At 48.1% G+C, this 24,854-nt stretch carries 27 protein-coding genes; 24 read left to right on the top strand and 3 right to left on the bottom strand.

The window, feature by feature from the left end:
• Positions 1–29 precede the first annotated feature (29 nt).
• Complete coding sequence (gene dnaJ, locus ABJ081_05700) at positions 30–1,169, bottom strand: molecular chaperone DnaJ (protein MEP6356157.1); 1,140 nt, start codon at positions 1,167–1,169, stop codon at positions 30–32.
• Between the two features lie 496 nt (positions 1,170–1,665).
• Complete coding sequence (gene dnaK / locus ABJ081_05695; GenBank protein MEP6356156.1) at positions 1,666–3,591, bottom strand: molecular chaperone DnaK; 1,926 nt, start codon at positions 3,589–3,591, stop codon at positions 1,666–1,668.
• Between the two features lie 345 nt (positions 3,592–3,936).
• Here dnaK and ABJ081_05690 point away from each other — a divergent pair, with 345 nt between their 5' ends.
• From ABJ081_05690 to pheT, 6 genes are all read left to right on the top strand, one after another.
• A complete protein-coding gene (locus tag ABJ081_05690) occupies positions 3,937–4,542 on the top strand; it encodes an alpha-ketoglutarate-dependent dioxygenase AlkB (GenBank protein ID MEP6356155.1) in 606 nt (201 codons plus the stop codon).
• Between the two features lie 247 nt (positions 4,543–4,789).
• On the top strand, positions 4,790–4,987 hold the full coding sequence (gene rpmI / locus ABJ081_05685) for a 50S ribosomal protein L35 (protein ID MEP6356154.1): 198 nt from the start codon (positions 4,790–4,792) through the stop codon (positions 4,985–4,987).
• A gap of 28 nt (positions 4,988–5,015) precedes the next feature.
• Positions 5,016–5,384 (top strand): 50S ribosomal protein L20, encoded by a 369-nt coding sequence (gene rplT / locus ABJ081_05680; GenBank protein ID MEP6356153.1) that lies wholly within the window; start codon positions 5,016–5,018, stop codon positions 5,382–5,384.
• A 144-nt stretch (positions 5,385–5,528) separates the two neighbouring features.
• Positions 5,529–6,611 (top strand): phenylalanine--tRNA ligase subunit alpha, encoded by a 1,083-nt coding sequence (pheS, locus tag ABJ081_05675; protein ID MEP6356152.1) that lies wholly within the window; start codon positions 5,529–5,531, stop codon positions 6,609–6,611.
• An 8-nt stretch (positions 6,612–6,619) separates the two neighbouring features.
• The gene (locus ABJ081_05670) at positions 6,620–7,237 is read left to right on the top strand and encodes a LysE family translocator (protein ID MEP6356151.1); all 618 of its coding nucleotides are present in this window, start codon (positions 6,620–6,622) and stop codon (positions 7,235–7,237) included.
• Between the two features lie 73 nt (positions 7,238–7,310).
• Positions 7,311–9,719, top strand: a complete 2,409-nt coding sequence (pheT, locus tag ABJ081_05665) for a phenylalanine--tRNA ligase subunit beta (protein MEP6356150.1) — start codon at positions 7,311–7,313, stop codon at positions 9,717–9,719.
• A gap of 16 nt (positions 9,720–9,735) precedes the next feature.
• Here the strand turns inward: pheT and ABJ081_05660 are convergent, their stop codons facing one another.
• Positions 9,736–10,068, bottom strand: coding sequence for a hypothetical protein (locus tag ABJ081_05660; protein ID MEP6356149.1), 333 nt, complete (start codon positions 10,066–10,068; stop codon positions 9,736–9,738).
• Positions 10,069–10,324: 256 nt separating this feature from the next.
• On the opposite strand from ABJ081_05660, the gene ABJ081_05655 reads away from it, so the two are divergent.
• The 18 genes from ABJ081_05655 (at position 10,325) to ABJ081_05570 (ending at position 24,814) form a co-directional block, all read left to right on the top strand.
• Positions 10,325–11,797 (top strand): protein adenylyltransferase SelO, encoded by a 1,473-nt coding sequence (locus tag ABJ081_05655; GenBank protein MEP6356148.1) that lies wholly within the window; start codon positions 10,325–10,327, stop codon positions 11,795–11,797.
• 112 nt (positions 11,798–11,909) lie between these two features.
• Positions 11,910–13,337: a circularly permuted type 2 ATP-grasp protein gene (locus tag ABJ081_05650; GenBank protein MEP6356147.1), complete on the top strand. Its 1,428-nt coding sequence runs from the start codon at positions 11,910–11,912 to the stop codon at positions 13,335–13,337.
• Complete coding sequence (locus ABJ081_05645) at positions 13,338–14,279, top strand: alpha-E domain-containing protein (GenBank protein ID MEP6356146.1); 942 nt, start codon at positions 13,338–13,340, stop codon at positions 14,277–14,279.
• A 46-nt stretch (positions 14,280–14,325) separates the two neighbouring features.
• Positions 14,326–15,126: a transglutaminase family protein gene (locus ABJ081_05640; protein ID MEP6356145.1), complete on the top strand. Its 801-nt coding sequence runs from the start codon at positions 14,326–14,328 to the stop codon at positions 15,124–15,126.
• 31 nt (positions 15,127–15,157) lie between these two features.
• A complete protein-coding gene (locus ABJ081_05635; protein MEP6356144.1) occupies positions 15,158–15,892 on the top strand; it encodes a proteasome-type protease in 735 nt (244 codons plus the stop codon).
• Between the two features lie 23 nt (positions 15,893–15,915).
• Positions 15,916–16,734 carry an urease accessory protein UreD gene (locus ABJ081_05630; GenBank protein ID MEP6356143.1) on the top strand — a complete coding sequence of 273 codons (819 nt, stop codon included), beginning with the start codon at positions 15,916–15,918 and terminating at the stop codon, positions 16,732–16,734.
• A 13-nt stretch (positions 16,735–16,747) separates the two neighbouring features.
• Complete coding sequence (locus ABJ081_05625; protein ID MEP6356142.1) at positions 16,748–17,050, top strand: urease subunit gamma; 303 nt, start codon at positions 16,748–16,750, stop codon at positions 17,048–17,050.
• 9 nt (positions 17,051–17,059) lie between these two features.
• Positions 17,060–17,287 (top strand): hypothetical protein, encoded by a 228-nt coding sequence (locus tag ABJ081_05620; GenBank protein ID MEP6356141.1) that lies wholly within the window; start codon positions 17,060–17,062, stop codon positions 17,285–17,287.
• On the top strand, positions 17,274–17,579 hold the full coding sequence (locus ABJ081_05615) for an urease subunit beta (protein ID MEP6356140.1): 306 nt from the start codon (positions 17,274–17,276) through the stop codon (positions 17,577–17,579). The genes ABJ081_05620 and ABJ081_05615 overlap by 14 nt, the downstream gene beginning before the upstream one ends.
• A complete protein-coding gene (gene ureC, locus ABJ081_05610) occupies positions 17,579–19,291 on the top strand; it encodes an urease subunit alpha (protein ID MEP6356139.1) in 1,713 nt (570 codons plus the stop codon). The genes ABJ081_05615 and ureC overlap by 1 nt, the downstream gene beginning before the upstream one ends.
• A 12-nt stretch (positions 19,292–19,303) precedes the next feature.
• Entirely contained in the window at positions 19,304–20,482 is a 1,179-nt protein-coding gene (locus tag ABJ081_05605) for a hypothetical protein (GenBank protein MEP6356138.1), read from the top strand.
• A gap of 245 nt (positions 20,483–20,727) precedes the next feature.
• Positions 20,728–21,150, top strand: a complete 423-nt coding sequence (locus ABJ081_05600) for a hypothetical protein (protein ID MEP6356137.1) — start codon at positions 20,728–20,730, stop codon at positions 21,148–21,150.
• Positions 21,150–21,593 (top strand): urease accessory protein UreE, encoded by a 444-nt coding sequence (locus tag ABJ081_05595; GenBank protein ID MEP6356136.1) that lies wholly within the window; start codon positions 21,150–21,152, stop codon positions 21,591–21,593. Before ABJ081_05600 ends, ABJ081_05595 begins: the two co-directional genes overlap by 1 nt.
• A complete protein-coding gene (locus ABJ081_05590; GenBank protein MEP6356135.1) occupies positions 21,586–22,254 on the top strand; it encodes an urease accessory protein UreF in 669 nt (222 codons plus the stop codon). Before ABJ081_05595 ends, ABJ081_05590 begins: the two co-directional genes overlap by 8 nt.
• Complete coding sequence (gene ureG / locus ABJ081_05585; GenBank protein MEP6356134.1) at positions 22,251–22,892, top strand: urease accessory protein UreG; 642 nt, start codon at positions 22,251–22,253, stop codon at positions 22,890–22,892. The genes ABJ081_05590 and ureG overlap by 4 nt, the downstream gene beginning before the upstream one ends.
• A 102-nt stretch (positions 22,893–22,994) precedes the next feature.
• Complete coding sequence (locus tag ABJ081_05580; protein ID MEP6356133.1) at positions 22,995–23,576, top strand: NifU family protein; 582 nt, start codon at positions 22,995–22,997, stop codon at positions 23,574–23,576.
• Positions 23,577–23,630: 54 nt separating this feature from the next.
• On the top strand, positions 23,631–24,302 hold the full coding sequence (gene tsaB / locus ABJ081_05575) for a tRNA (adenosine(37)-N6)-threonylcarbamoyltransferase complex dimerization subunit type 1 TsaB (GenBank protein ID MEP6356132.1): 672 nt from the start codon (positions 23,631–23,633) through the stop codon (positions 24,300–24,302).
• Positions 24,299–24,814: a GNAT family N-acetyltransferase gene (locus ABJ081_05570; protein ID MEP6356131.1), complete on the top strand. Its 516-nt coding sequence runs from the start codon at positions 24,299–24,301 to the stop codon at positions 24,812–24,814. Before tsaB ends, ABJ081_05570 begins: the two co-directional genes overlap by 4 nt.
• The last annotated feature ends 40 nt before the right edge of the window (positions 24,815–24,854 follow it).

The raw sequence follows: 24,854 nt of genomic DNA, 5'->3' as shown, positions 1-24,854 counted from the left end.
GTGTAAACTACTTCCCGCCGTAATAAGCGTTAGGCTTCGTTCGAATTAGTAAAGAAATCTTTCATGCGTGTGAAAAAGCCTGATGATTCAGGGCTATTTTTCTCGGATGATTCTTGTTCAAATTCTTCAAGCAATTCTCGCTGGCGGCGGCTGAGGTTTTGCGGAGTCTCAATCAAAACCTGAATATACATATCGCCATGTTGGCTGGATCTTAAAACCGGCATGCCTTTATTTTTTAATCTGAATTGCTTACCACTTTGTGTGCCCTCAGGAATTTTGACCCGCGTTTTGGCGCCTTCCACTGTTGCAACTTCAAATTGACCTCCGAGGGCTGCTGTGGTCATGGATATAGGCACCCGACAGAATATATCTGCTCCTTCACGCTGAAAGAATTCATGAGGGATGATCGAGATGAAAATATAAAGATCACCCGACGCATTGCCCATCATGCCAGCTTCGCCTTCACCTGCTAGCCGGATGCGCGTGCCATCTTCGATGCCTGCTGGAACATTGACAGAGAGCGTGCGCTCTTGCGCAACACGGCCGTTCCCACTGCATGAGGCGCAAGGATCAGTAATAACCTCACCGCGTCCTTGGCAATTTGGGCATGTTCGCTCAACTGAGAAAAATCCTTGGCTGACGCGCACTCGACCCGCCCCACCACATGTTGAACAGGCAGATGGGCTTGTGCCCGGTTTTGCACCTGAACCCATGCATTCATCACACTTGATGGAAGAGGGTACAGTGATTTCGGCCTCTTTGCCGTTAAAAGCTTCTTCCAGCGTGACTTCCATATTGAAGCGCAGGTCTGAACCACGGTTTGCGTTGCGCTCTCCGCCACGTCTGCCGCCCATAACATCACCGAAGAATTCTTCGAAAATATCAGACATTGATCCGCCGAAGTCACCAGAAAATCCGCCTTGACCACCACCGCCGCCGCTATTGGTGAAGGCTTCATGGCCATAGCGGTCATAGGCTGCCCGCTTTTGCGGGTCTTTCAGTGTTTCATAAGCTGTATTGAGCTCTTTAAACTTTGCTTCAGCCTCATCATCGCCTGGATTACGGTCAGGATGATATTGCATCGCACGTTTTCTAAAGGCACTTTTCAGTGTCTTCTCATCTGCGTCGTTGGAAACGCCTAGTGTTTCATAAAAATCGGCTTCTGCCATTTGCATTGTCTCTCAGAATAATCTTTAACAAACAATCCCGTCAGACCTCATATTGGCGATGACGTTGTGAATGATTTTAGGGCTCTTATAATGGATGAACTAAAAGCTTTCCATAGGATATATGCTATATATAGGCATAACCTGATGAAAATGATCAGAAGTTTACAAATTGCTAGGTTTCGATGCTAAGTAAGCTGAAAATAACGTAACGCTTGGCGATGAACTCTTATATAATGGTTCAACAGCGATCAGTTGCACGTGGGTTGATATCTTGCGTGCTGTATTACCTAGAAGCAAAGAATAAAAACCCACATTTGCGCCTAAATCGCGGAATGTAAAAGGGCTCGTTTTCTGCAAAGAGAAAATATTCCAAAAGGATGTGTTTTAATTTCACTCATTGTTACATTTTCCTAAAGCTACATTCCTCAAAAAAAAACGGCGATTATAAAATCGCCGTCTGATATTTGTTGAATGATTGAGTGTCAGCTTTGCTTTATTAAGCTGATTTTTTCTCGTCGCCATCGTCAGACACATCTTCAAAGTCGGCATCCAAAACATCGTCGTCACCGTCGGCAGCATCGTCTGCGGCAGCGTCAGCTTCGGCTGCAGCCTGCTGTTCAGCATACATTGCTTCACCTAGTTTCATGCTTGCCTGTGCCAATGTTTCAGACTTCGCCCGCACATCATCGGCATCAATCTCATCACCTTCAACGGCCGTTTTTAGAGCAGCAATAGCATCTTCGATGGCTTGCTTGTCGCTATCGCTCACCTTGTCGCCATATTCCGCTAATGATTTCTCAGAGGAATGAATAAGCGTTTCAGCATTATTGCGTGCGTCAACGGATTCGCGAAGTTTCTTATCGGCGTCAGCATTGGCTTCCGCATCTTTGACCATTTGATCAATGTCATCATCGCTCAAGCCGCCAGATGCCTGAATTTGGATTTGTTGCTCTTTGCCTGTGCCTTTGTCTTTAGCTGACACATTCACAATGCCGTTGGCATCGATATCAAAGGTCACTTCAATTTGCGGCATACCGCGTGGTGCTGGTGGAATGCCAACCAAATCGAACTGGCCGAGGTTTTTGTTGTCGGCCGCCATTTCGCGTTCGCCTTGCGCCACACGAATGGTTACAGCATTTTGATTGTCTTCAGCTGTAGAGAAAGTCTGGGACTTTTTCGTTGGAATTGTTGTGTTGCGGTCGATCAAGCGAGTGAACACGCCGCCCAATGTTTCAATACCAAGCGACAATGGTGTCACATCAAGCAGTAGAACATCTTTAACATCACCCTGAAGGACGCCAGCTTGGATCGCTGCACCCATGGCAACAACTTCATCTGGGTTTACGCCTTTGTTCGGTTCTTTACCAAAGAATTTTTGCACAGCCTCTTGAATTTTAGGCATACGGGTCATGCCGCCAACCAGAACCACTTCGTCAATATCAGCCGCTGTCATGCCGGCATCTTTCAACGCTGATTTGCAAGGCGCTATTGTGCGTTGAACAAAATCATCAACGAGGGATTCGAATTTTGGACGCGTAAGCTTCAATGTAAGGTGTTTAGGACCAGAAGCATCAGCTGTGATGAAGGGCAGGTTGATTTCTGTTTGTGTTGCAGATGAAAGTTCGATTTTTGCTTTTTCAGCCGCTTCTTTCAAACGCTGAAGTGCAAGCTTGTCACCGCGAAGATCGATGCCTTGTTCTTTTTTGAACTCATCAGCTAGATAATCCACAAGGCGCATATCGAAATCTTCACCGCCGAGGAATGTGTCGCCATTGGTGGATTTCACTTCAAACACACCGTCACCGATTTCGAGGACGGACACATCAAATGTACCACCACCCAGATCGTAAACAGCGATTGTTTGGCCGTCTTTTTTATCAAGGCCATAAGCAAGCGCCGCAGCTGTTGGCTCATTGATAATGCGTAACACTTCAAGGCCTGCAATCTTACCAGCGTCTTTCGTTGCTTGACGCTGAGCATCATTGAAGTAAGCAGGAACCGTGATAACAGCCTGTTCAACTGTTTCGCCGAGGAAGCTTTCTGCTGTTTCCTTCATTTTTTGAAGGATCATCGCAGATACTTGTGAGGGAGAATATTGATCGCCATTGGCTTCAACCCATGCATCGCCATTGTCTGCTTTGACAATTTTGAACGGGACAAGCTCTTTATCTTTACCAACTGTCGGGTCTGTGAAGCGACGGCCAATCAGACGTTTGACAGCAAACAATGTGTTTTCCGGATTGGTAACAGCCTGACGTTTGGCGGGTTGACCAACAAGGCGCTCGCCTTCGTCAGAAAAAGCAACCATAGACGGCGTTGTGCGCGCGCCTTCCGCATTTTCAATAACTTTCGGTTCTTTGCCGTCCATGACCGAAACACAAGAATTTGTTGTTCCAAGGTCAATACCAATAACTTTTGCCATCTTATTCAGTCTCCTTAACAAGCAAGCCTGTGTGAACCTTTTTCAAGCGTTCAACAACCCCTTTTAAGGGTCGATTTAAAAAATAAAACCAACTGGCTTCTTTACATATTCAGTCAAGCGGAAGTGGGTAGCTATAATCGACTTAAATTGCAAGCCCGATTTGATAGCTCTGCCCGCTTTATCGGTTGGCACTGTATATAAGTAGGGCTGTCTATTTCTACAAGTCATCGAATAATAAAATATCGCATTAGTCTTAGAAAAAATATTTTTGTGCAAAACGTTCGTAATGAAAGTTTTTTTTGTGTTACTATCTCCGGTTTCGCGCAGATCTGTTACGGATAATGAATGAAGGCAATTCGTTATATACCTGCTTATATTGATCGAAGTGGACAGGAAAAATTGCGCGATGATATTCGCAGCATCATCCAGCGCTCACCGCTCTTTCAACCTATAATGCCGCGCACAGGCAAGCCAATGTCAGTTCGCATGTCGAATTGCGGTTCTTTGGGTTGGGTTAGTGATAAGCAAAAAGGCTATCGCTACCAAGAAAATCATCCTGTAACCAGCAAGCCGTGGCCCGATATTCCGCCCGCGCTGCTTGCTTTGTGGAAGGATGTATCCGGTTATGACCACCTCCCCGAAGCGTGTCTCGTCAATTTTTATGATACAACCGCGAAAATGGGACTTCACCAAGATAATGATGAGCAGAATTTTGATGCGCCTGTTGTTTCTATTTCATTAGGAGACACCTGTCGCTTTCGGGTTGGCGGGACAACCCGTGATGAAAAAACATCCTCATTTAAGCTGCAAAGTGGCGATGTTGTCGTAATGGGTGGTGAGAGCCGACTGTGTTTTCATGGTGTCGATCGCATCTATCCAGGCACCTCAACATTGCTCAAAAATGGTGGTCGGATTAACCTCACTTTACGGCGTGTCACCGCGCCTGAATGACCTGACGTGCCTAATAGCTGTAGCTCGTATGTAGTTACATGCAATATTTCACTGTTCGAAATTCTACTATTGCTTGCAATCCGTTCATATTCCCCCTATAAGCGCGCATCGCTGAGTGGCCCGGCGGTTCTTGCTCATAATGAGAGTAAGGCGGGCATGCCGTGGCTACTCCGAAAGCTTAAACTCAGAACAAAGTGCTTAAAAGCCGGTTTACGGTTTTAAAACAGCGCGAAAAAGGAAAAGCAAAATGCCCAAGATGAAGACAAAATCAGGCGCAAAGAAGCGCTTTAAGCTGACGGCCTCTGGCAAAGTCAAAGCCGGACAGGCTGGCAAACGCCATGGCATGATTAAACGCTCTAATTCATTCCTTCGCAACGCACGCGGTACGACAGTCTTGTCGGAACCCGATGCACGTATTGTGAAGAAATTTTTGCCCAACGGCTAAGAGAACAGATTTTCAGGAGAGTTAAATCATGGCACGTGTAAAACGCGGTGTAACCGCTCATGCTAAACATAAAAAAGTTTTAAAGGCCGCTAAAGGCTATTACGGCGCTCGTTCGCGCACTATTCGCATTGCCAAACAGGCAGTGGAAAAAGCAGCGCAATACGCTTATCGCGACCGGAAAGTCAGAAAGCGTCAATTCCGCGCTTTGTGGATCCAGCGTATCAATGCGGCTGTGCGTCTGCACACCGATGGCGAAATGACATATGGTCGCTTCATGAATGGTCTAACAAAGGCCAATATTGAGGTGGATCGCAAAGTATTGTCAGATCTTGCAATCACTCAACCAGATGCTTTCAAAGGCTTGATCGAACAGGCCCAAGCGGCTTTGGCGGCTTAAAGCACTCAAGGTTTTAGAATTGAAAAACCCGCGTATGGCTTGCCTGACGCGGGTTTTTCATATCTTACTTTAATTTAAGAACGGCTATAGACCTTCTTCTGTGATCTGATAAAAAACGGGCGACGTTATACCCAAGGATTTTCTATGTCTGAGCTACTTTCTCTTGAGAACGATATCACCGCGCAAATTAACAATGCCTCTGATGAGCCGACGCTTGAAGAAATTCGTGTAGGCGCGATTGGTAAAAAAGGCACAATATCTGAGAAGATGAAGACGCTTGGCAAAATGACGCCAGAAGAGCGGCAAGAAATGGGACCATTGCTGAATGGTCTTAAAGTGCGAGTGACTGAAGCCATTGCTGAGCGCCGTGACGTTTTGAAAGAAGCAGCCCTCGACGCGCGCCTTGCCAGTGAGGCCGTGGACATTACATTGCCCGCTCGCATGGACACTTTGAGCGAGGGCAAAATTCATCCCGTCACGCAAGTGATTGATGAGATCACAGCGATTTTCTCAGGCATGGGTTTTGGTGTCGCCGATGGTCCGGACATTGAAACCGACTATTATAATTTCACGGCATTGAATTTCCCAGAAGGTCATCCGGCGCGCGAGATGCACGACACTTTTTTCTTGAAAGAAAAAGCAGATGGCGAGCGTCTTGTTTTGCGCACCCACACATCACCAGTTCAAATCCGCACGATGGAAAAAACCGAACCACCCATCCGCGTGATCATTCCAGGGCGCACCTATCGTCAGGATTCAGACCAAACTCACACGCCGATGTTTCATCAGGTAGAGGGGCTGGTGCTTGGTGAAGATATCCATATGGGTCATTTGAAATGGACATTGGAAGAATTTTGTAAAGCCTTCTTTGAAGTGCCAAGCGTGAAGCTGCGTTTTCGCCCTAGCTTTTTTCCGTTTACGGAGCCTTCAATGGAAGTTGATGTCGGCTGCACCTTCGGCGATGGCGAAGTGAAAATCGGCGAGGGTGATGACTGGATGGAAATTCTCGGCTCCGGCATGGTGCATCCCAATGTGCTGAAACATGGCGGCATTGATAGCGATAAATACTCCGGCTTTGCTTTTGGTGTGGGCATTGATCGTCTCGCGATGTTGAAATACGGCGCGCCCGATTTGCGGGCCTTTTTTGATGCCGATGCCCGCTGGATTAAACATTACGGTTTTAGGCCGATTGATATCCCAAGTTTGGTTGGGGGGCTTTCAAGCTGATGTTATCGATGGAAACCATCTTCGCGTATGTGGCAACGGTGCTTGTGCTGATGTCCACGCCTGGCCCCAGCCATTTGCTTATGCTGTCGAATTCGGCCAGCCATACGTTTAAACGGGCAACGATGACAGCTTTTGGTGATTTATCCGCCAATGCCTTGCAGATTACGGCAGCTGGTGCAGGTCTTGCGGCAGCATTGTTGGCATCACAGACAATATTCAACGTGATCAAATGGATAGGTGTTGCTTATCTTGTTTGGATGGGTCTGCGATTAATTTTGAATGCGGGGCGGATGAGCAATCAACAAGCCGCACAAAAAGCGAGCCTCAAAGTTTTATATATGCAAGGGTTTTTAACGTCGGCAGCAAACCCGAAGGCCGTTGTGTTTTTTGCAGCCCTGTTTCCGCAATTTATTGATCCTGCGTTTCCTGTGTGGCCGCAAATTGCAGCGCTGGGTGCGCTTTATATTTTAATTGATGGCACATTTTTGATGACCTATGGATTACTTGCTGACCGCTTAACCAAGCGTTTTGCCAGTGGCTCCAAAATTTGGCTCGATCGTGTGTCAGGTGGGTTCCTCATTGTCAGCGCAATTTTGCTTGGTCTTAAAAGCGTGCAAGGTCGATAGAGATAATAAGGATGCTTTCTCCAAAAAGGCGATTGGACGACGCGTCGATGATATACAATAGAAGAGAAAAGACATGAAATTCACCCTTTCCTGGCTCCGCGATTATCTTGACTTCGACGACACGCTTGATGCTGTGCTTGAACAACTGACCTTAATCGGCCTTGAGGTCGAGGGCGTTGAAGATCCTGCGCAAAAGCTTGAAGCTTTTAAGATCGCTGAAGTGATATCCGCCGAACAACACCCTGACGCCGACCGTCTTCGCGTGTTGTCTGTCAACAATGGTGGAGCAGAACCTATCCAAGTGGTTTGTGGCGCACCTAATGCCCGTGCAGGCATGAAAGGCGTATTGGGGTTGCCCGGTGATTATGTTCCTGGCCTTGATATCACTTTGTCTGTTGGCAAAATTCGCGGCGTGGAATCCTGCGGCATGATGTGTTCAGGCAGCGAGCTTGAAACATCGGAAGATCACGATGGTATTCTTGATTTGCCAGATGATGCGCCAGTGGGAACGCCTTATGCGGTTTATGCTGGCATGGATGATCCGGTGATTGAAATCGGTGTAACACCAAACCGACCTGATGTTTTGGGCGTTTATGGCATCGCGCGTGATTTAGCGGCGACCGGTCTTGGTAAGCTCAAAAATAAAACTACAGCACCTGTGCGTGGTAATGGTCCATGTCCAGTGAGCGTTGACATTCAAATTCCAGAATTTTGTCCAGCCTTTGGTTTGCGTCTTGTGCGTGGTGTCAAAAATAGCCCTTCACCTGAATGGATGCAAAAACGTTTGAATGCCATCGGCTTGCGTCCGATTAATGCGCTTGTTGATATCACCAATTATATGACATTCGACCGCGGACGCCCTTTGCATGTGTTTGATGCGGCAAAGGTCAGCGGCAATCTGGTGATCCGTCGTGCAAAGGCTGGCGAAGAAATTGCAGCGCTGAACGACAAGACTTATAAGCTTGATGAAACCATGGGCGTGATCGCCGATGATGCGGGTGTTGAATCTTTGGCAGGCATTATCGGGGTCACACGCTCTGGGTCACAAGCGGAGACAGTGGATGTTCTTATTGAATCCGCCCTATGGCATCCGCTGCAAGTCGCACAGGCAGGACGTAAACTTGGATTGAGTACAGATGCGCGCTATCGTTTTGAGCGCGGCGTTGATCCCAATTTCATGGTCTCTGGCCTCGAAGAAGCGACCCAATTTGTGCTGGATATTTGTGGTGGTGAAGCAAGCGATATACATATTGCGGGCGCCATCCCAGACGTGGACAAGATTATTGATTTCCCAACAACCGAGGTAAAACGTCTTGGCGGAATCGACCCCGAACCGCGTGAGATTAAAGCCATTTTGGAGCTTTTGGGATTTTGGGTAACCGGTCACGCGCCAAACTTTAAAGTCGCCGTGCCAAGCTATCGTCCTGATATTTTCGGCAAAGCTGATTTGGTAGAAGAGGTGGTGCGTATTTTTGGCATCAATGATGTTCCTTCAACACCACTGCCGCCAATGCCCGACCTTGGTGCGGGCAAGCTAACGCTCTCGCAAATGCGCAACCGTCGCTCCAAACGTCTGCTTGCTTCACGTGGTATGATGGAAGCGGTGACATGGTCGTTTGTTTCAAAAACAGAAGCTGAGGCTTTTGGTGGCGGGCAAGAAGAGTTGAAATTGGCAAATCCGATTTCCAGCGATCTTTCTGATATGCGGCCAAGCCTTCTGCCTGGCCTTTTGCTCGCTTCGCAACGCAATGCAGACCGTGGAACAGGTGATGTTGCTTTGTTTGAGGTGGGCCAAGTTTTCCATGGTGATCAGCCCGATGATCAAAATGATTGCGCTTCTGGAATTCGCCGTGGCTTAGCCAGTACACGTGCCAATGGTCGCCACTGGTCAGGAACAGCGCAAACAGTATCTGTGTTTGATGCTAAAGAAGATGCGCTAAGCTTGTTGTCTGGTCTTGGCACTAACGTCGATAATCTACAAATTGTCGCGGGCGGGCCAGACCATTTCCACCCTGGTCGTTCCGGCACAATTCAACAAGGGCCGAAAAATATTATCGGCCATTTTGGAGAGTTTCATCCACGCGTTTTGGATAAGCTTGACGTAGAAGGCGCTCTTGTTGGTTTTGAAATTGATCTCAAAGCATTGCCGGCCCCGCGCGTTAAACCGACAAAGACAAAAGGGGCTATGCGTGCGTCTGATCTTCAGCCGCTGCACCGTGATTTCGCTTTTGTTGTGAGCAAGGATGTTAGTGCTGATAAGCTTTTGCGGGCAGCCAAAGGTGCCGATAAGAAGTTGATTACGAAGGTCACCTTGTTTGATGTATTTGAGGGTGATGCCCTTGGTGCAGACAAAAAGTCATTAGCTATCGATGTTACTCTTCAGCCTGATGTGAAAACAATGACAGATGAAGAAATTGAGGCTGTAGCGACCAAGATTGTTCTATCAGTTGAAAAAGCGACAGGTGGCGCCTTGAGAGGGTAAGCCTTGATTGCACGCTTTATTGGGATGTTACCTTAGACTTACTTTGCCTTTGTGAAGCACCAAATGCCATTTGTGTGCTAGATAGTTCAGCGCGTGTGGCATAGCCATCACCATCGCTATCAACCCGTGACCATGCTATTGAATAAAGTCGGAAGGTTTTAACGCGCTTTGCATTGCGATGACCAGATTTAGCGAGAAGGTTGATGAATTGTTTGAATTCTTTAAAGGATAATGCCGCGCTTTGATCCGTGTCCGCCAAAATAAAAATTTGCCCACGTGTGCTCTGTGCAAAAGCTGATGCAGGTACAACAATGCTTAAAGCTAAGAGAATGGCGATAATGCGGTTCACTGTTTTATTCCTAGTTTCGTCTGTCTAGTACATAATGCCTATATGTCACACAGGCTAGTTAAAGAAACATCACGATCTCTCACATTTTCGCGTTTTCGTCATGGAAACGCCAAAATAATATAAGCTCAGCATCAATAAGACCATGATAATGGCCTGAATATGTCCGTATTCAATGGATAGCAGCGGATCTATATTCTGTGATTGTCCATCACAGTTAGCATTGGTAAGATGAGAACCCATATATATCAGGATTCACATGCCTCAGTTGCCTATTCAATTTGATAACAGTTATGCGAAATTGCCGGACATATTTTATGTAAAGCAATTGCCGCAACCTGTTGCTGCTCCTCATTTGATAAAGCTCAATGAAGAGCTCGCGGCACTTCTTGGTGTAGATTTGGATTTTTTGAGCACACCTGATGGGCTGGCAATGCTGAGTGGCAATCAAATGCCACAGGGCGCCTCACCATTGGCAATGGCTTATGCGGGCCATCAATTTGGCCATTTTGTCCCACAATTGGGCGATGGCCGAGCCAATCTGCTTGGTGAAGTTATCGGCTGCGATGGAATACGCCGTGACATCCAACTCAAAGGGGCGGGGCAAACACCTTTTTCACGTATGGGTGACGGTCGCGCGGCACTTGGTCCGATTTTGCGCGAGTATATCGTCAGCGAAGCCATGCATACACTTGGTGTGCCAACAACACGGGCACTTGCCGCCGTCACAACTGGCGAGCAGGTCGCGCGCGAGACATTTTTGCCCGGCGCCATCCTGACACGTGTGGCCCAAAGCCATATACGGGTAGGCACATTTCAATATTTTGCCGCACGGCAAGATAAGGAAGCATTGAAAATACTGGCAGATCATGTGATTGAGCGCCACTATCCTGAAGCGGCAAAAGCCCATGAGCCTTATGTTGATCTCATCACTGCCGTCCTTACAAGGCAAGCCAGTCTTATTGCCAAATGGATGTCACTTGGCTTCATCCATGGTGTGATGAACACGGATAATATGTCCATTGCTGGGGAAACAATTGATTACGGTCCTTGTGCTTTTATGGATGTTTATCATCCTAAAACCGTGTTCAGCTCGGTCGATCAGATGGGACGCTATGCCTTCGGCAATCAGCCAGGGATTGCCCATTGGAATTTGGTTCAATTTGCTCAGTGCTTGCTGCCTCTTTTGGATGAGGTGAGCGATAAGGCGATTGCAAAAGCACAAGAAGCGATCAATCAATTTCCAGGAAAGTTTGAAGCCGCACTTGGCGATGAACTGAGAAAGAAAATAGGCCTTGCAAAATCGCAGGACAATGATCTTGCATTAGCGCAGGATTTATTGGATTTGATGGCAGAAAATGAAGCCGACTTTACACTCTCATTCAGTTCTCTTTCGCGCTATGTGGATACAAGCGATGGTGATAATCCTCACTTCAAAAAACCTGCCGCCTTTGAAGAATGGGTGGTGAGATGGCGGGCGCGGTTGAATGAAGAAAATATAAGCGGGCCTGAGATGGTAGATCGGCTTCGCGCTGCAAACCCAGTTATTATTCCAAGAAATCATCTCGTTGAAGAAGCCATTCGTGCGGCAGAAGATAATCAGGATTTCACAGTATTTGAGGCGCTAACAGAAGCCATGAGCCATCCTTTTGATGAAAAATTTGAAGATACAAACTATGCTCTGCCACCTCGCGCAGAACAGATTGTCCACCGTACATTTTGTGGGACTTAAGGCCGACAGAAAAAATAGTGCATTTTATTTAGGCGTCAAACAACTTGCGCTATTTCATTTAATCTGTTCCGATAAAGCCTCTATTTTCTTCAACGTTTAAGTTCCGGTTGTCATGTCAAAAAATAAAGCCTGTTTTGACGAAATGCTTTCAAACGGAAATCATGTGCGTGCCCCTTATAATGACTATCAAGATTGGCTCGTAACAGAGGACCTTGGTGAGCTGCGCAAAAAATCTGCTGAGGCCGAGAGTTTTTTTCGCCGAACAGGCATAACATTCAATGTCTATGGCAATGATAAAGAAGATGAACGTCTGATCCCTTTTGATGTGGTGCCGCGTATTATCTCTGACAAAGAATGGCGCAAGCTGACCAAAGGAATTGAGCAGCGTGTGCGTGCGATTAATGCTTTTTTGCATGATATTTATCACCGTCAGGAAATCTTGCGCTCTGGTCGGGTTCCAGCTGATTTGATCGCGCAAAATGAAGCCTTCCTGCCGGAGATGATTGGAGTATCACCACCAGGGGATGTTTATACGCACATCACGGGAACGGATATCGTGCGCACCGGAGAAGACGATTTTTATGTACTAGAAGATAACGCGCGCACACCTTCGGGCGTTTCCTATATGCTAGAAAACCGAGAAACGATGCTGCAAATGTTTCCGGAACTTTTTTCAAAGGTGAAAGTTCGTGAAGTAAGCGGATATCCAAAATATTTGCGACGATCATTAGCGGCTTGTGCGCCATCTGCCACAACCAACCGTCCTGTTGTTGCGGTCTTAACGCCGGGCATTCATAATTCCGCCTATTTTGAACATTCGTTCCTCGCAGATCAAATGGGGGTTGAACTGGTGGAAGGTCATGACCTGACACTGATTGATGGGCGTATCGCCATGCGCACAACCCGCGGATTTCAGCCTATTGATGTGTTGTATCGTCGCGTGGATGATGATTTTCTCGATCCCTTGACTTTTAATTCCTCGTCAATGCTGGGTGTTCCCGGGATCATGGATGTCTATCGTGCTGGAGGCATCACAATCGCAAATGCGCCAGGTACGGGTATTGCAGATGATAAAGCTATTTATTCCTATGTGCCAGAAATTATAGAGTTTTATACTGGCGAGAAAGCAATTTTGAAAAATGTTCCAACATGGCGCTGTTCAGAAAAAGACAGCCTTGCTTATGTTTTGGAACATCTTGATGAGTTGGTTGTGAAAGAGGTTCATGGGTCTGGCGGATATGGGATGTTGGTTGGTCCGGCTGCGTCGAAAAAAGAAATTGCGGCCTTTCGAGATAAATTAAAATCAAAGCCCAACAATTATATCGCCCAGCCAACATTGTGTCTTTCTACGGTGCCTATTTTAACCAAAAAAGGTCTCGCGCCGCGTCATGTGGACTTGCGTCCTTTCGCGTTAATGGCACCAGATAAAATAAGTATCACACCGGGTGGATTAACGCGTGTTGCCTTGAAACAAGGCTCGCTCGTGGTCAATTCAAGTCAGGGTGGCGGCACAAAAGATACTTGGGTTTTGGAGGAATAGATGCTTGGCAAAAATGCAGGTGGTCTGTTCTGGATGTTCCGTTACTTAGAGCGTAGCGAGAATACGGCGCGTCTTCTACACGCAGGTTTTAGAATGGCCTTGACGAGTGGAGGCTCGTCAGAAGACGAATGGAAATCCATCCTAACAACCGCAGACCAAAACACAGCCTATTGCGAAAAATATGATAACTATGAACCTGCAAAGGTGATTGATTTTCTGCTCCGCGACCGCACCAATCCCTTTAGCGTCTTATCTGTCATACATACAGCAAGAACCAATGCGCGCATGGTGCGAACCAATATCACCGCCGAAGTTTGGGAAGCGACGAATGAATGCTGGATCGTTCTTAATGATCTGTTTTCACGCCCGATAAGCGAGAAAAACTTACCTGAAGTCTTAGGTGTTGTTCGCCAAAAAAGTGCGCTTGTGCGTGGGGCTTTGCACGGCACGATGTTGCGCAATGACAGTTATAATTTTGCTCGTCTGGGAACATTCATTGAACGCGCTGATAATACGGCTCGCATTCTGGATGTGAAATACTATGTATTGCTGCCAAGTATTTCTCACATTGGGTCATCGCTCGATAATGTACAGTGGGAGTCAATCTTACGCTCTGTTTCCGCACTTCGCGCCTTTGGGTGGGTCAACGATGGTGAAATGGGACAAAGAGGTATTGCCGATTTTCTGATTCTAGATCGTCGTTTTCCTCGTTCACTTGCGTTTTGTTCTGAACAGATTTTAGGGAATATGGAGCGGCTTTGTGAGGAGTATGAAGAGGAGAGACCGTCTCTCGCCTTGGCGAAAGCGCATCGGTTCAGTCTCAAGAGAGGCAATATTGACGATGTATTCGATATGGGCCTGCATGAGTTTCTTGAAGGCTTCATTCACGAAAACAATCAGCTCGCGGGACAGATTGAAAAAGACTATCGTTTCTCGGGATAGCGAGAATGGTGATTGTAACTTTAAAACCGGAGGGACATAAAGCGCCATGCATTTGAAGGTTTCTCATACGACGGCCTACCAATATGATAAGCCTGTTGACTATGCGCTGCAGCAACTGCGGATCATGCCCAAGCACTCAACGGGCCAACGGGTTCTCAATTGGGTGACGCAGGTTGAAGGGGGACGAAGCCAAGTTTCCTACATTGACCAGCATCGTAATCATGTTGAACTTGTCAGCTTCGATCCTGAAGTTCGAAATGTTATCATACACTGCGAGGGTGAGGTTGAGGTTACACTCAATGACGGTGTGGTTGGCAAACATGTGGGGCTTGCACCTTTATGGCTGTTTAAACGTCAGACTGAGTTAACGAAAGCCGGATCTGGAATCAGTAAGCTTGCACGACAATTTAAGCAGGTTAATGGATCGGATATTATGCAATTTCATGCACTATCTGCCGCGATTACAGACGTGGTCGATTATCAAATCGGCCAGACTGGTGCGATGACAAGCGCGGAAGAGGCTTTTTGCGGCGGCACTGGGGTGTGTCAGGACCACGCACATATTTTCATCAGTGCAGCACGCTATCTTTCTTATCCAGCGCGCTATGTGAGCGGCTATTTGCTCATGGATGATCGCATAGAACAAGAGGCCGGCCATGCATGGGCTGAGGTGTATCTACAAGATCTTGGCTGGGTTGGCTTTGATGTCTCAAATGGTATTTGTCCCGATGAGCGTTATATTCGGGTGGCAACGGGTTTAGATTATTTTGAAGCAGCACCTGTCTCAGGTATGCGATATGGGCAAAGTAATGAAAACATGATTGTAAGCCTGCAAGTTCAGCAGTAGGTTTGTTGTCGAATCTTCCAAGGAGTGATTAATGACTTACTGTGTGGCTATGAGACTTGATAAGGGTCTTGTCTTTATGTCTGATACACGCACCAATGCAGGTATCGACAATATTTCAAGTTTTAGAAAAATGCATACATGGTCAGTGCCTGGCGAGCGCGTGATTACCGTTATGACTGCGGGAAACCTTGCCACGACACAGGCTGTTGTCAGCGTTCTTGATGAACGTACGAAAGCAGCCAGCGATCGTCATCCCTCGTTACTAGAAGCGCCGAGTATGTTTCAAGTCGCGCGTCATGTGGGCGAAACACTGCGCGAAGTTGTCGAGCAATATAAAGGCGAAGGGCAGGGGCAGTCAGACAGAGTTTTCAATGCAACGATGATCGTTGGTGGCCAGGTAAAAGGGGGTAAGCCGAGACTGTTTCTTGTTTATCCAGAGGGTAATTTTATTGAAGCTTCAGCCGACACTCCCTTTTTCCAGATAGGGGAGACAAAATATGGAAAGCCTATTTTGGTGCGTGCTTATGACCCCACGATGAGCTTTGAAGATGCTGTGAAGCTTACGCTTGTTTCATTCAATTCAACCTTGAAAGCCAATCTGTCTGTCGGTTTGCCTTTTGATTTGCAAGTTTATGAAAAAGACAGCTTGCAGGCTGGGCCGGAGAGCCGCATCCGCGAGAGTGATCCTTACTATCAGGAGGTTTCTGAAGGCTGGGGAGATGCCTTGTCGAGTGCGCTCGATTCCTTGCCAGATTTCAAATTTTAAACATGGGATATGCCCACCCAAAAATGCAACGTACATTTGGCCATGGGCGGCTTGTGTTAAAATCATGTCAAAATAAAACGATGCTGGACCAGCTTTATCAAGAGGGTGCCGCGCGCATTCGTCTGCCCAAAACCTATGATGGGTGCCTTGAAGCTGTGATGATTAACACATCAGGTGGCTTGACGGGTGGCGATGTTATGGCGTGGAACATTGCTGCTGGGCAAAACAGCTGCGGCGTTGTGACGACGCAGGCATGCGAAAAAATTTATAAAAGCACCGGTGATGTGGCGCGTGTGACAACTCAGATCAATGTGGAAGCCGGAGCGCGTCTTGATTGGCTGCCACAGGAAACAATTTTGTTTGAACGCTCCAGCCTGAGCCGTTCTCTTGATGTGTCGCTAAAAGGGGATGCGCGGTTTATGGCTGTGGAAGCTGTGATGTTGGGCCGTGAAGCGATGGGGGAGAAAATTGATAAGACAACGTTCCAAGATCGGTGGCGCATTCGTCGCGATGACAAACTCATCTATGCGGATGATCTGCGCATAGAAGGCGCCATTCCAGCTCTGCAAAAAGCGTCATCTACCTTAAACACCAATGCGGCTTTTGCTTCGTTCATTTATTGTGGTCCAGAAGATCCGGAAATTTTGCAGGGGATCATCAAGAAGCAATTCGATGATGCACAAAATTTAGGCATAGGAATGAGCGCAATGGATGGCAAGATTACGGCGCGATTTTTGGGTCATGATTGTTATGAGTTGAGAAAAGTTTTAATCCCGTTTTTAATGAAGATGCGCTCACAGCTTGGTGCAAGTGTGGCGTTGCCTAAAGTTTGGAATTTATAGATCTGGAATCCTAATGAACCTTACACCTCGTGAAAAAGACAAATTACTGATTGCTATGGCCGCTGAAGTGGCGCGCAAACGCTTGATGCGTGGCGTCAAATTGAATCATCCAGAAGCAATTGCCTTGATTTCTGACTTTGTGGTCGAAGGCGCACGCGATGGCCGCGCGGTGGCTGAGCTTATGGAAGCGGGCGCTCATGTGATTACTCGTGATCAGGTGATGGAAGGGATTGCGGAAATGATCCACGATATTCAAGTCGAAGCGACATTCCCCGACGGGGTAAAGCTTGTCACCGTGCATCAGCCGATCAGGTAAGGAAAGCTTATGCAAGGTGCCGATGCAGTCAATAATCAGATCAATGATCAAGCCAACTGGAACCCGCCTGATATTAATAATCTACTGACCGACGGCGATATTTTTTTAACGCCATTCATCCTGCTGGCTGTTGTTATTTTCTTTATCCGCAAATGGTCAACAAAACCCACAGTGCCGTCGCAAGAGGCGATAGACTTTATTGAAAATGAAAGTGACAACCAAAATGATCCCCGGTGAAATTATAACGGCAAGTGGCGACATCACCTTGAACGATGGGGCGTCAACTCTCACGCTGAAAGTTGCCAATATGGGCGACAGGCCCGTGCAAGTCGGCAGTCATTATCATTTTTATGAAACCAACGAGGCGCTCGATTTTGATCGCGAGGCCGCCAAAGGTATGCGACTTGATATTGCTTCTGGCACGGCGGTGCGTTTTGAACCGGGTCAAGCCCGCGATGTGACGCTGGTGTCACTGTCGGGAGACCGAAAGGTCTTCGGCTTTAATCAAAAAATCATGGGAGACCTCTAATGCCCACCACAATCTCCCGCGCGGCCTATGCCGATATGTTTGGTCCCACAACAGGCGACAAGGTGCGCCTTGCTGACACTGAGCTTTTCATCGAGGTTGAACGCGATCTCACGACCTATGGCGAAGAGGTGAAATTCGGCGGCGGCAAGGTGATCCGCGATGGCATGGGCCAATCGCAGGTGGCGCGCGCAGACGGTGCGGTGGACACGGTGATCACCAATGCGCTGGTGGTGGATCACACAGGTATTTTCAAAGCTGATATTGGCCTTAAAGACGGCGCGATTGTCGCGATTGGCAAGGCGGGAAATCCCGACACGCAGCCCAATGTCGATATCATCATTGGCCCCGGCTCGGAAGTGATCGCGGGCGAGGGAAAAATCCTAACCACAGGCGGTTTTGACAGCCACATTCATTTCATCTGCCCGCAGCAGATCGATGAGGCGTTGATGTCGGGTGTGACCACGATGCTTGGCGGTGGCACAGGCCCAGCCCACGGCACTTTGGCGACCACCTGCACGCCCGGCCCGTGGCATATCGGGCGCATGATACAAGCGGCTGATGCTTTTCCCATGAACCTTGCGTTCGCTGGCAAAGGCAATGCCTCACAACCAAAAGCACTGCATGAAATGGTGATGGGTGGAGCCTGCGCTTTGAAACTGCATGAGGACTGGGGCACGACACCGGCGGCGATTGACACTTGCCTCACCGTGGCCGATGAGCTTGATGTGCAGGTGATGATCCACACCGACACGCTGAATGAGAGCGGCTTTGTTGAAAACACCGTTGATGCCTTTAAAGGCCGCACGATCCATGCCTTCCATACGGAAGGGGCAGGCGGTGGCCATGCGCCAGATATCATCAAGGTTTGCGGCCTGCCGAATGTGCTGCCCTCTTCCACAAATCCAACGCGTCCTTATACGGTGAACACAATCGCCGAGCATCTTGATATGCTGATGGTCTGCCATCACCTTGATAGCAATATTCCTGAAGATGTGGCCTTCGCTGAAAGCCGCATCCGCAAGGAGACGATTGCCGCTGAAGACATTTTGCATGACATGGGCGCGTTCTCGATCATTGCCTCTGACAGTCAGGCGATGGGGCGGGTTGGCGAAGTGTTGATCCGCACATGGCAAACGGCTGATAAAATGAAGCGCCAGCGCGGACGGTTGGCGAGCGAGAGCGGCGAAAACGACAATATGCGCGTGCGCCGCTATATCGCGAAATATACGATCAATCCGGCAATTGCCCACGGTATGGATGAGCATATCGGCTCAATAGAGGTAGGTAAGCGCGCGGATTTGGTCTTGTGGGATCCAGCCTTCTTTGGTGTGAAACCAGATATGGTGATTGTCGGCGGCACGATTGCAGCCGCTCCAATGGGCGACCCAAACGCCTCAATTCCAACGCCGCAACCGGTGCACTATCGCCCGATGTTCGGTGCCTTTGGCAAAGCGCTCACGGCGTCTTCAGTGACCTTTGTGTCAAAGGCGGCAGCCGATAGCGGGCTTGGCGCGGCACTTGGTGTTGATAAGGGGCTCGTTGCTGTCAAAAATACACGCGGCGGCATTTCCAAATCATCTATGGTGTTGAACGACGCCATGCCCGATATTGAGGTCGACCCTGAGACCTATGAGGTGCGCGCAGATGGCGAGCTTTTAACCTGCGAACCAGCTGATGTCTTGCCGATGGCACAGAGGTATTTTCTGTTTTAGCGAGAGGGCCGCATGAACCAAGAACCTGATTTTGAAGCGTTTGATGATTGGTTGGTTTATCATTCACCATGGCCATCGCCTTCTTTTTGGGACAAAAACAATAGCCTCAACAGTAAGCAAGAAAGTATCGTTAAGAAGAATGCAGGGCTTCTTTTGGATAAAGAGGCGTGGAGCGCCCATGTTGACGAGTTTGAAAAACAACTCATTTTAATCGAAGATGAGGATGTGCGCTCGAAGGTGCGAGCACGGTTCCACATCCGGTTTGATCACCACAAGTTTCCTCACCATAAGGCTAATTTTTCTGGCCTTCGCTTTCCCTGTTCTGTGTCGTTCAGCGGAGCGAAATTTGGAGATGGGAAGGTCCGGTTTAACGAAGCAAAATTTGGGGAGGGGAACGTCTGGTTCCAGAACATAGAACTTGCCGAAACACGTATATCTTTTGAGGATATAGATGTCGCCGGCAATCTTTTTGTTCGAGATATCAGCTTTCCCAAAGAAGCCAATTTCCAACGGGCATCCGTTAAAGGAACTGCTAATTTCTCAGACAATACTTTTCATGAGGTGCCAGACTTTCGAGATACGGTGTTTGCCCACCCGCCAGAGGTTGCGCGCATGGCGGTGCCGCCCCCTGAAATGGAAGGTAAGTGGCTCCTCAAAACCGCAAAGGATGCGGAAGATGTATCCAAATACCGTAAACTGAAAGCCATGGCGCTTGCAGCCAACGATCATGAAAAAGATATTGAGTTTTTTGCCTATGAAATGCGTGCTAAACGCGGTCGTGAAAAAGGCAGTATAAAATGGTATGAGCTTTTAATTAATTCACTCTATTCCATCTCAAGTAATTTCGGGCAGAGTTATTGGCGACCAGCGTCTGGATTGGCGGGAAGTCTTTCTCTATTCTTTGTTCTCTACGCTGTCTTGATCAGCAAATTTCTTACCATCGCTGAAACCTTGTGTTTCGCCTTTTTCCATTCTTTTAAAAACTTTGTCCCTTTCCTAGGTTCGCTGTTCCGTTTTGCTGCGCGGCCAGAAGGCCACCCAAGCGGGTATGATGAAATTTTCTATGAACTCGCCCATGACGGTGGGCCTGTAGATTGGCTTGTATATCTCGGTATTTTCCAAAATTTCTTTGGCCTCATCCTGCTGTTTCTGCTTCTTCTGGGCCTGCGCAATAAGTTCCGTTTGAAATAGGGTTAGCCATGCAAGACAAGCGCCTTGCTGTCTTTCTTCTACGTAAATACTATATTTTTAATATTGATAGTTGCGGTTACATAAAAAATGGCATAAGGCGATAATTTGGCAGAATTTGTAATTACTAATTTTAGTACTGCCTGCTGTTATTTTTCTAAGTAGTATTAGCATAATTGATATTAAGAGTTTTCTTAATGTTATTTAGGGGTTTAATTTTTCTTTATATTATCTAGGGGTTTAATACTGTGCCGACAATAAACAAAAAAGTTGCCATTGCGCTTCTTCTTGTTCGCCTTTCTATCGGGGCTTTTTTTGCCATATGGGCGAGTTTGAAATTTCTTCGTCCTAAATGGATGGAAAAGGTGTTTCATGATATTTATCAGCTTGAATTTATAACGCAGGACCACGCCTTGGCGCTCGGTCTGGCGCAGTCGCTTGTTGTTTTTCTATTCATCATCGGTATACAGCGCACATATAGTTATGGGCTGGTTACTATAATGCATGGCATAGGCGTAATGGGTGCCTTTCCACTGCTTATGAAGTTTACGCATTATCCATCAAATTTGCTATGGACGGCGGTGCCCACTCTTGGCGCAATGATTGCGCTTTTCTACCTTCGTGAGTATGATATTTACACTGTTGATGGATGGCAAGATCGGGCGTTTTAATGCGCGCATTGAAAATTACTGAACACCCGCACAACTGTGTGGATAGGATCACGCTGGATGAAACGGCGCGTCATCGAAGGCGCGTTAAGATGATATCCGACAACGGGATTGAGTTTTTACTCGATCTACCCGAAGCTCGGCTTTTGCGCCACGGCGAAGGGCTTGTTCTCGAAGATGGACGAGTGATTGAAGTGTGTGCTGAGCCGGAGCCGCTTTATGAAGTGCGCGCCAAAAGCCCGCACCATTTGTTGCAGCTCACATGGCATATGGGTAATCGCCATTTGCCCACGGAAGTGATGCCCGATCATATTCGCATCCGCCGCGACCATGTTATCAAAGCTATGCTGGAGGGTCTGGGTGGCACGGTCATGGAAATTGCCGCGCCGTTTAATCCACAAGGGGGAGCCTATAGCGCGCCTTCCCATTCTCACAGCCATGACTAACATTCATCTCCAATCAATTTTGCGCCTGCAAACATGGCTGTCGCCCGTGTTCCCTGTTGGTGGGTTTGCCTATAGCCACGGGCTAGAGCGCGCTGTGCATGATGGGATCGTGCAAGATGAAGAAACGCTCGCTTTATGGCTGATATCTCTTTTGTCGCATGGCTCGCCGTGGAATGACGCCGTTCTTCTGGCAGCGGGTTTTGCGAGGGCGCGTGACGCGAAGAAGCTTGAGGAGGTCATTGAGCTTGGCCAAGCGATGGCAATTTCAAATGAGCGTCAGTTAGAGACCATGGCGCAAGGGCAGGCCTTTTTAGAGGCCGTTGGTCATTGGCCGCTGCCAGATGGTTTTGATAAACCCATTGAGGCGCCGCTGCCGGTGGCCGTTGGCGTGATCTGCGGCGTGCTCGATGTGCCACTTGACGCGGGCGTGAGCGCTTATCTACAAGCTTTCACAAACAACCAGCTACAGGCCGCGATCCGCTTGTCTGTTTTGGGTCAAAAGGGAGCGGCGCGGCTTATGGCAAGGCTGGAGCCTGTTGTGATTGGCTTGGGTGAAAAAGCGGCAAAAAGTACGCTGGATGACCTTGCCAGCGCGTCCATTCAGGCCGATATCATGGCAATGAATCATGAGCATCAAACAACAAGGCTTTTCAGATCATGACAAATGGTTCTCATAGCGGTGGCTCCAATAGAAACGGCCCGCTGCGTGTTGGCATTGGCGGTCCGGTTGGCTCTGGCAAAACAACAATCACCGCTGAACTATGCAAAGCCATGCGCGACACTTATTCGATCGCCGTGGTGACCAATGATATTTACACCAAGGAAGATGCCGATGCGCTGGTGCGCATGCAGGCCTTGTCTGAAGATCGCATTTTGGGCGTTGAAACCGGCGGCTGCCCCCATACAGCCATTCGCGAAGATGCGACCATCAATTTACAGGCAATCGACCAACTGGTTAGAAAGCACCCAGACCTTGATGTGGTCTTTATTGAATCTGGTGGCGATAATTTGGCCGCGACCTTCTCGCCGGATTTGGCGGATCTCACTCTTTATGTAATCTCGGTTTGTCAGGGTGAAGAGATACCGCGCAAAGGCGGGCCGGGCATCACCAAATCCGATTTGCTGCTGATCAATAAAGTAGATTTAGCCCCTCATGTGGGGGCTGACCTTGAAGTGATGCAGCGCGACGCGGATATTCAGCGTGGCTCACGCCCCTTTTTGCTCACAGATGCCAAGCATAACGATGGATGCAAGCCGATTATCGAGTTTATTGTTGAACACGGTGGGCTGAATGCCTAAATTAGCTTTACCCTAGATTAGAAATATTCTAAACTAATCTGAAATGTTGTGATGCGCTCATTAAAGGGCTGTTCAACGATATATCCATGAAAGAGATGCCTCATGTTTATTCAAACAGAAGAAACGCCAAATCCAGCCACACTCAAATTTTTGCCGGGTATTGTTGTGCTCAATGCGGGCACATTTGATGTTCGCAAAGGCGATGATGCATCTCAGTCGCCTCTAGCATTGCATCTATTCGAGATTGAGGGTGTTGAGGCTGTTTTCTTTGGTTATGATTTCATCACGATCACCAAAGCTGCTGATACACCATGGCCGCATCTTAAGCCTGCCGTTCTTGGCGCTATCATGGAGCACTTCATGGCGGGCCAACCGGTTATGTTGGAAAATGCCAATGTTGAAGCGCAATCGGAAGAAGAATTTTTCGATGAAGCAGACGGCGAGATTGTCGCAACAATCAAGGAGCTGCTTGAGACAAGAGTGCGCCCCGCTGTTGCGCAAGATGGTGGTGATATAACCTTCCATGGCTTCAAAGATGGTACGGTTTATTTGAACATGCGCGGCGCCTGCGCTGGCTGCCCTTCATCAACGGCAACCTTGAAGCATGGCATCCAGAACTTGCTGCGCCATTTCGTGCCGCAAGTGCAGTCCGTTGAAGCCTATGGACAGCAGCCAAGTTTTTAACCTTCAGCCACTTTAAAGCTTCCATGTCTTGCCAAACGGATTTATGATTCTTGTATGGCTCTTCTTTCTATTGATACATCATCTCGTAATTGTTCTGTTCATTTAAAACGGAGCGATGGAGTGTGTTTTGGGCGCACTAATGCGATAGGGCACGGGCATGCTGAAGTGTTAATCGATATGATTGACGAAGCGCTCGGTCAGCTTGATCTGTCTTACCAAGATTTAACACGAATTGGCGTGACCACAGGACCGGGTTCCTTCACCGGCGTGCGGGTTGGTTTGTCTGCTGCGCGCGGGCTGGCCTTGGCGCTTGATATTCCTGCTGTGGGTGTTTCAACACTTGAAGCCTTGGCGAGTGGCTGCGATATGACAAGTGCAAAGCTCGTGGTTCAAGATGCTAAACGCGGTGAATTCTACACCCAGTTTTTTGATGAAAATGGGACGTCAAAAGAGGGGCCGTTGCTGCATAAGATAGATGCTCCTTGCCCTGAACTATGGCTCAACTATGCAGAGCTAGCACTTATTGGGTCGGGTGCACAGCATTTCGCTTCGCTCATAAAGGGCGGGTTTATACATTCAACAGACGATGCGCCATCGATTGAGGTCGTCTCAAAGCTTTGCGAAGTCGCGAAGGTCAGCGATATAAAGCCCAAGCCGCTTTATCTACGTGCAGCCGATGCAAAACCACAACCATTGAGCGCTCGTGTTGCAAGGCTCGTCTCATGATGTGGCCTTTTATAGCAGGTGATATAACCGTAGAAGGCTCGCGGGTGTCCGATGCCATGGACCTTGCCAATGTGCACGCTGATGCTTTTAGCCATAATTGGTCGGGCGATGAAATTACACGCATGATTGACAGCGACAATATACGCGCACTGCAGTGTAAGCGCCCTTCGACATGGCTTCGCCCCCCAAGTCTTGGTCCTAAAGGGTTTGTTTTAGCGCGCGTTGCGGCTGATGAAGCAGAAATACTGACCATTGCTGTTGCAAATGATGCGCGCAGCCTAGGGATTGGTAAAACCTTAATGCGCGCGATCATGAGTGATCTATATGCTGATCGCATCAAACATCTGTTTTTAGAGGTGGATGAGACCAACGAGGCCGCAGTCGCGCTTTATCACGGTTTGAAATTTAAAGAGGTTGGCGAGCGTAAATCTTATTATACTGCGGATAAAAGTAATGGTGATGAAACACGACCGCGACCGCGCGCGCTTGTCATGCGCGCTGATCTTCGCTAATTCTTGGCCTAAGTGGCAATGAATCGGCAGCGGAAAACCT

The organism is Hyphomicrobiales bacterium (genome assembly GCA_039989895.1).
Lineage (GTDB): Bacteria > Pseudomonadota > Alphaproteobacteria > Rhizobiales > JACESI01 > JACESI01.
Note: the sequence above shows the minus strand (reverse complement) of the source record. Positions and strands in the feature narration are given on the sequence as shown.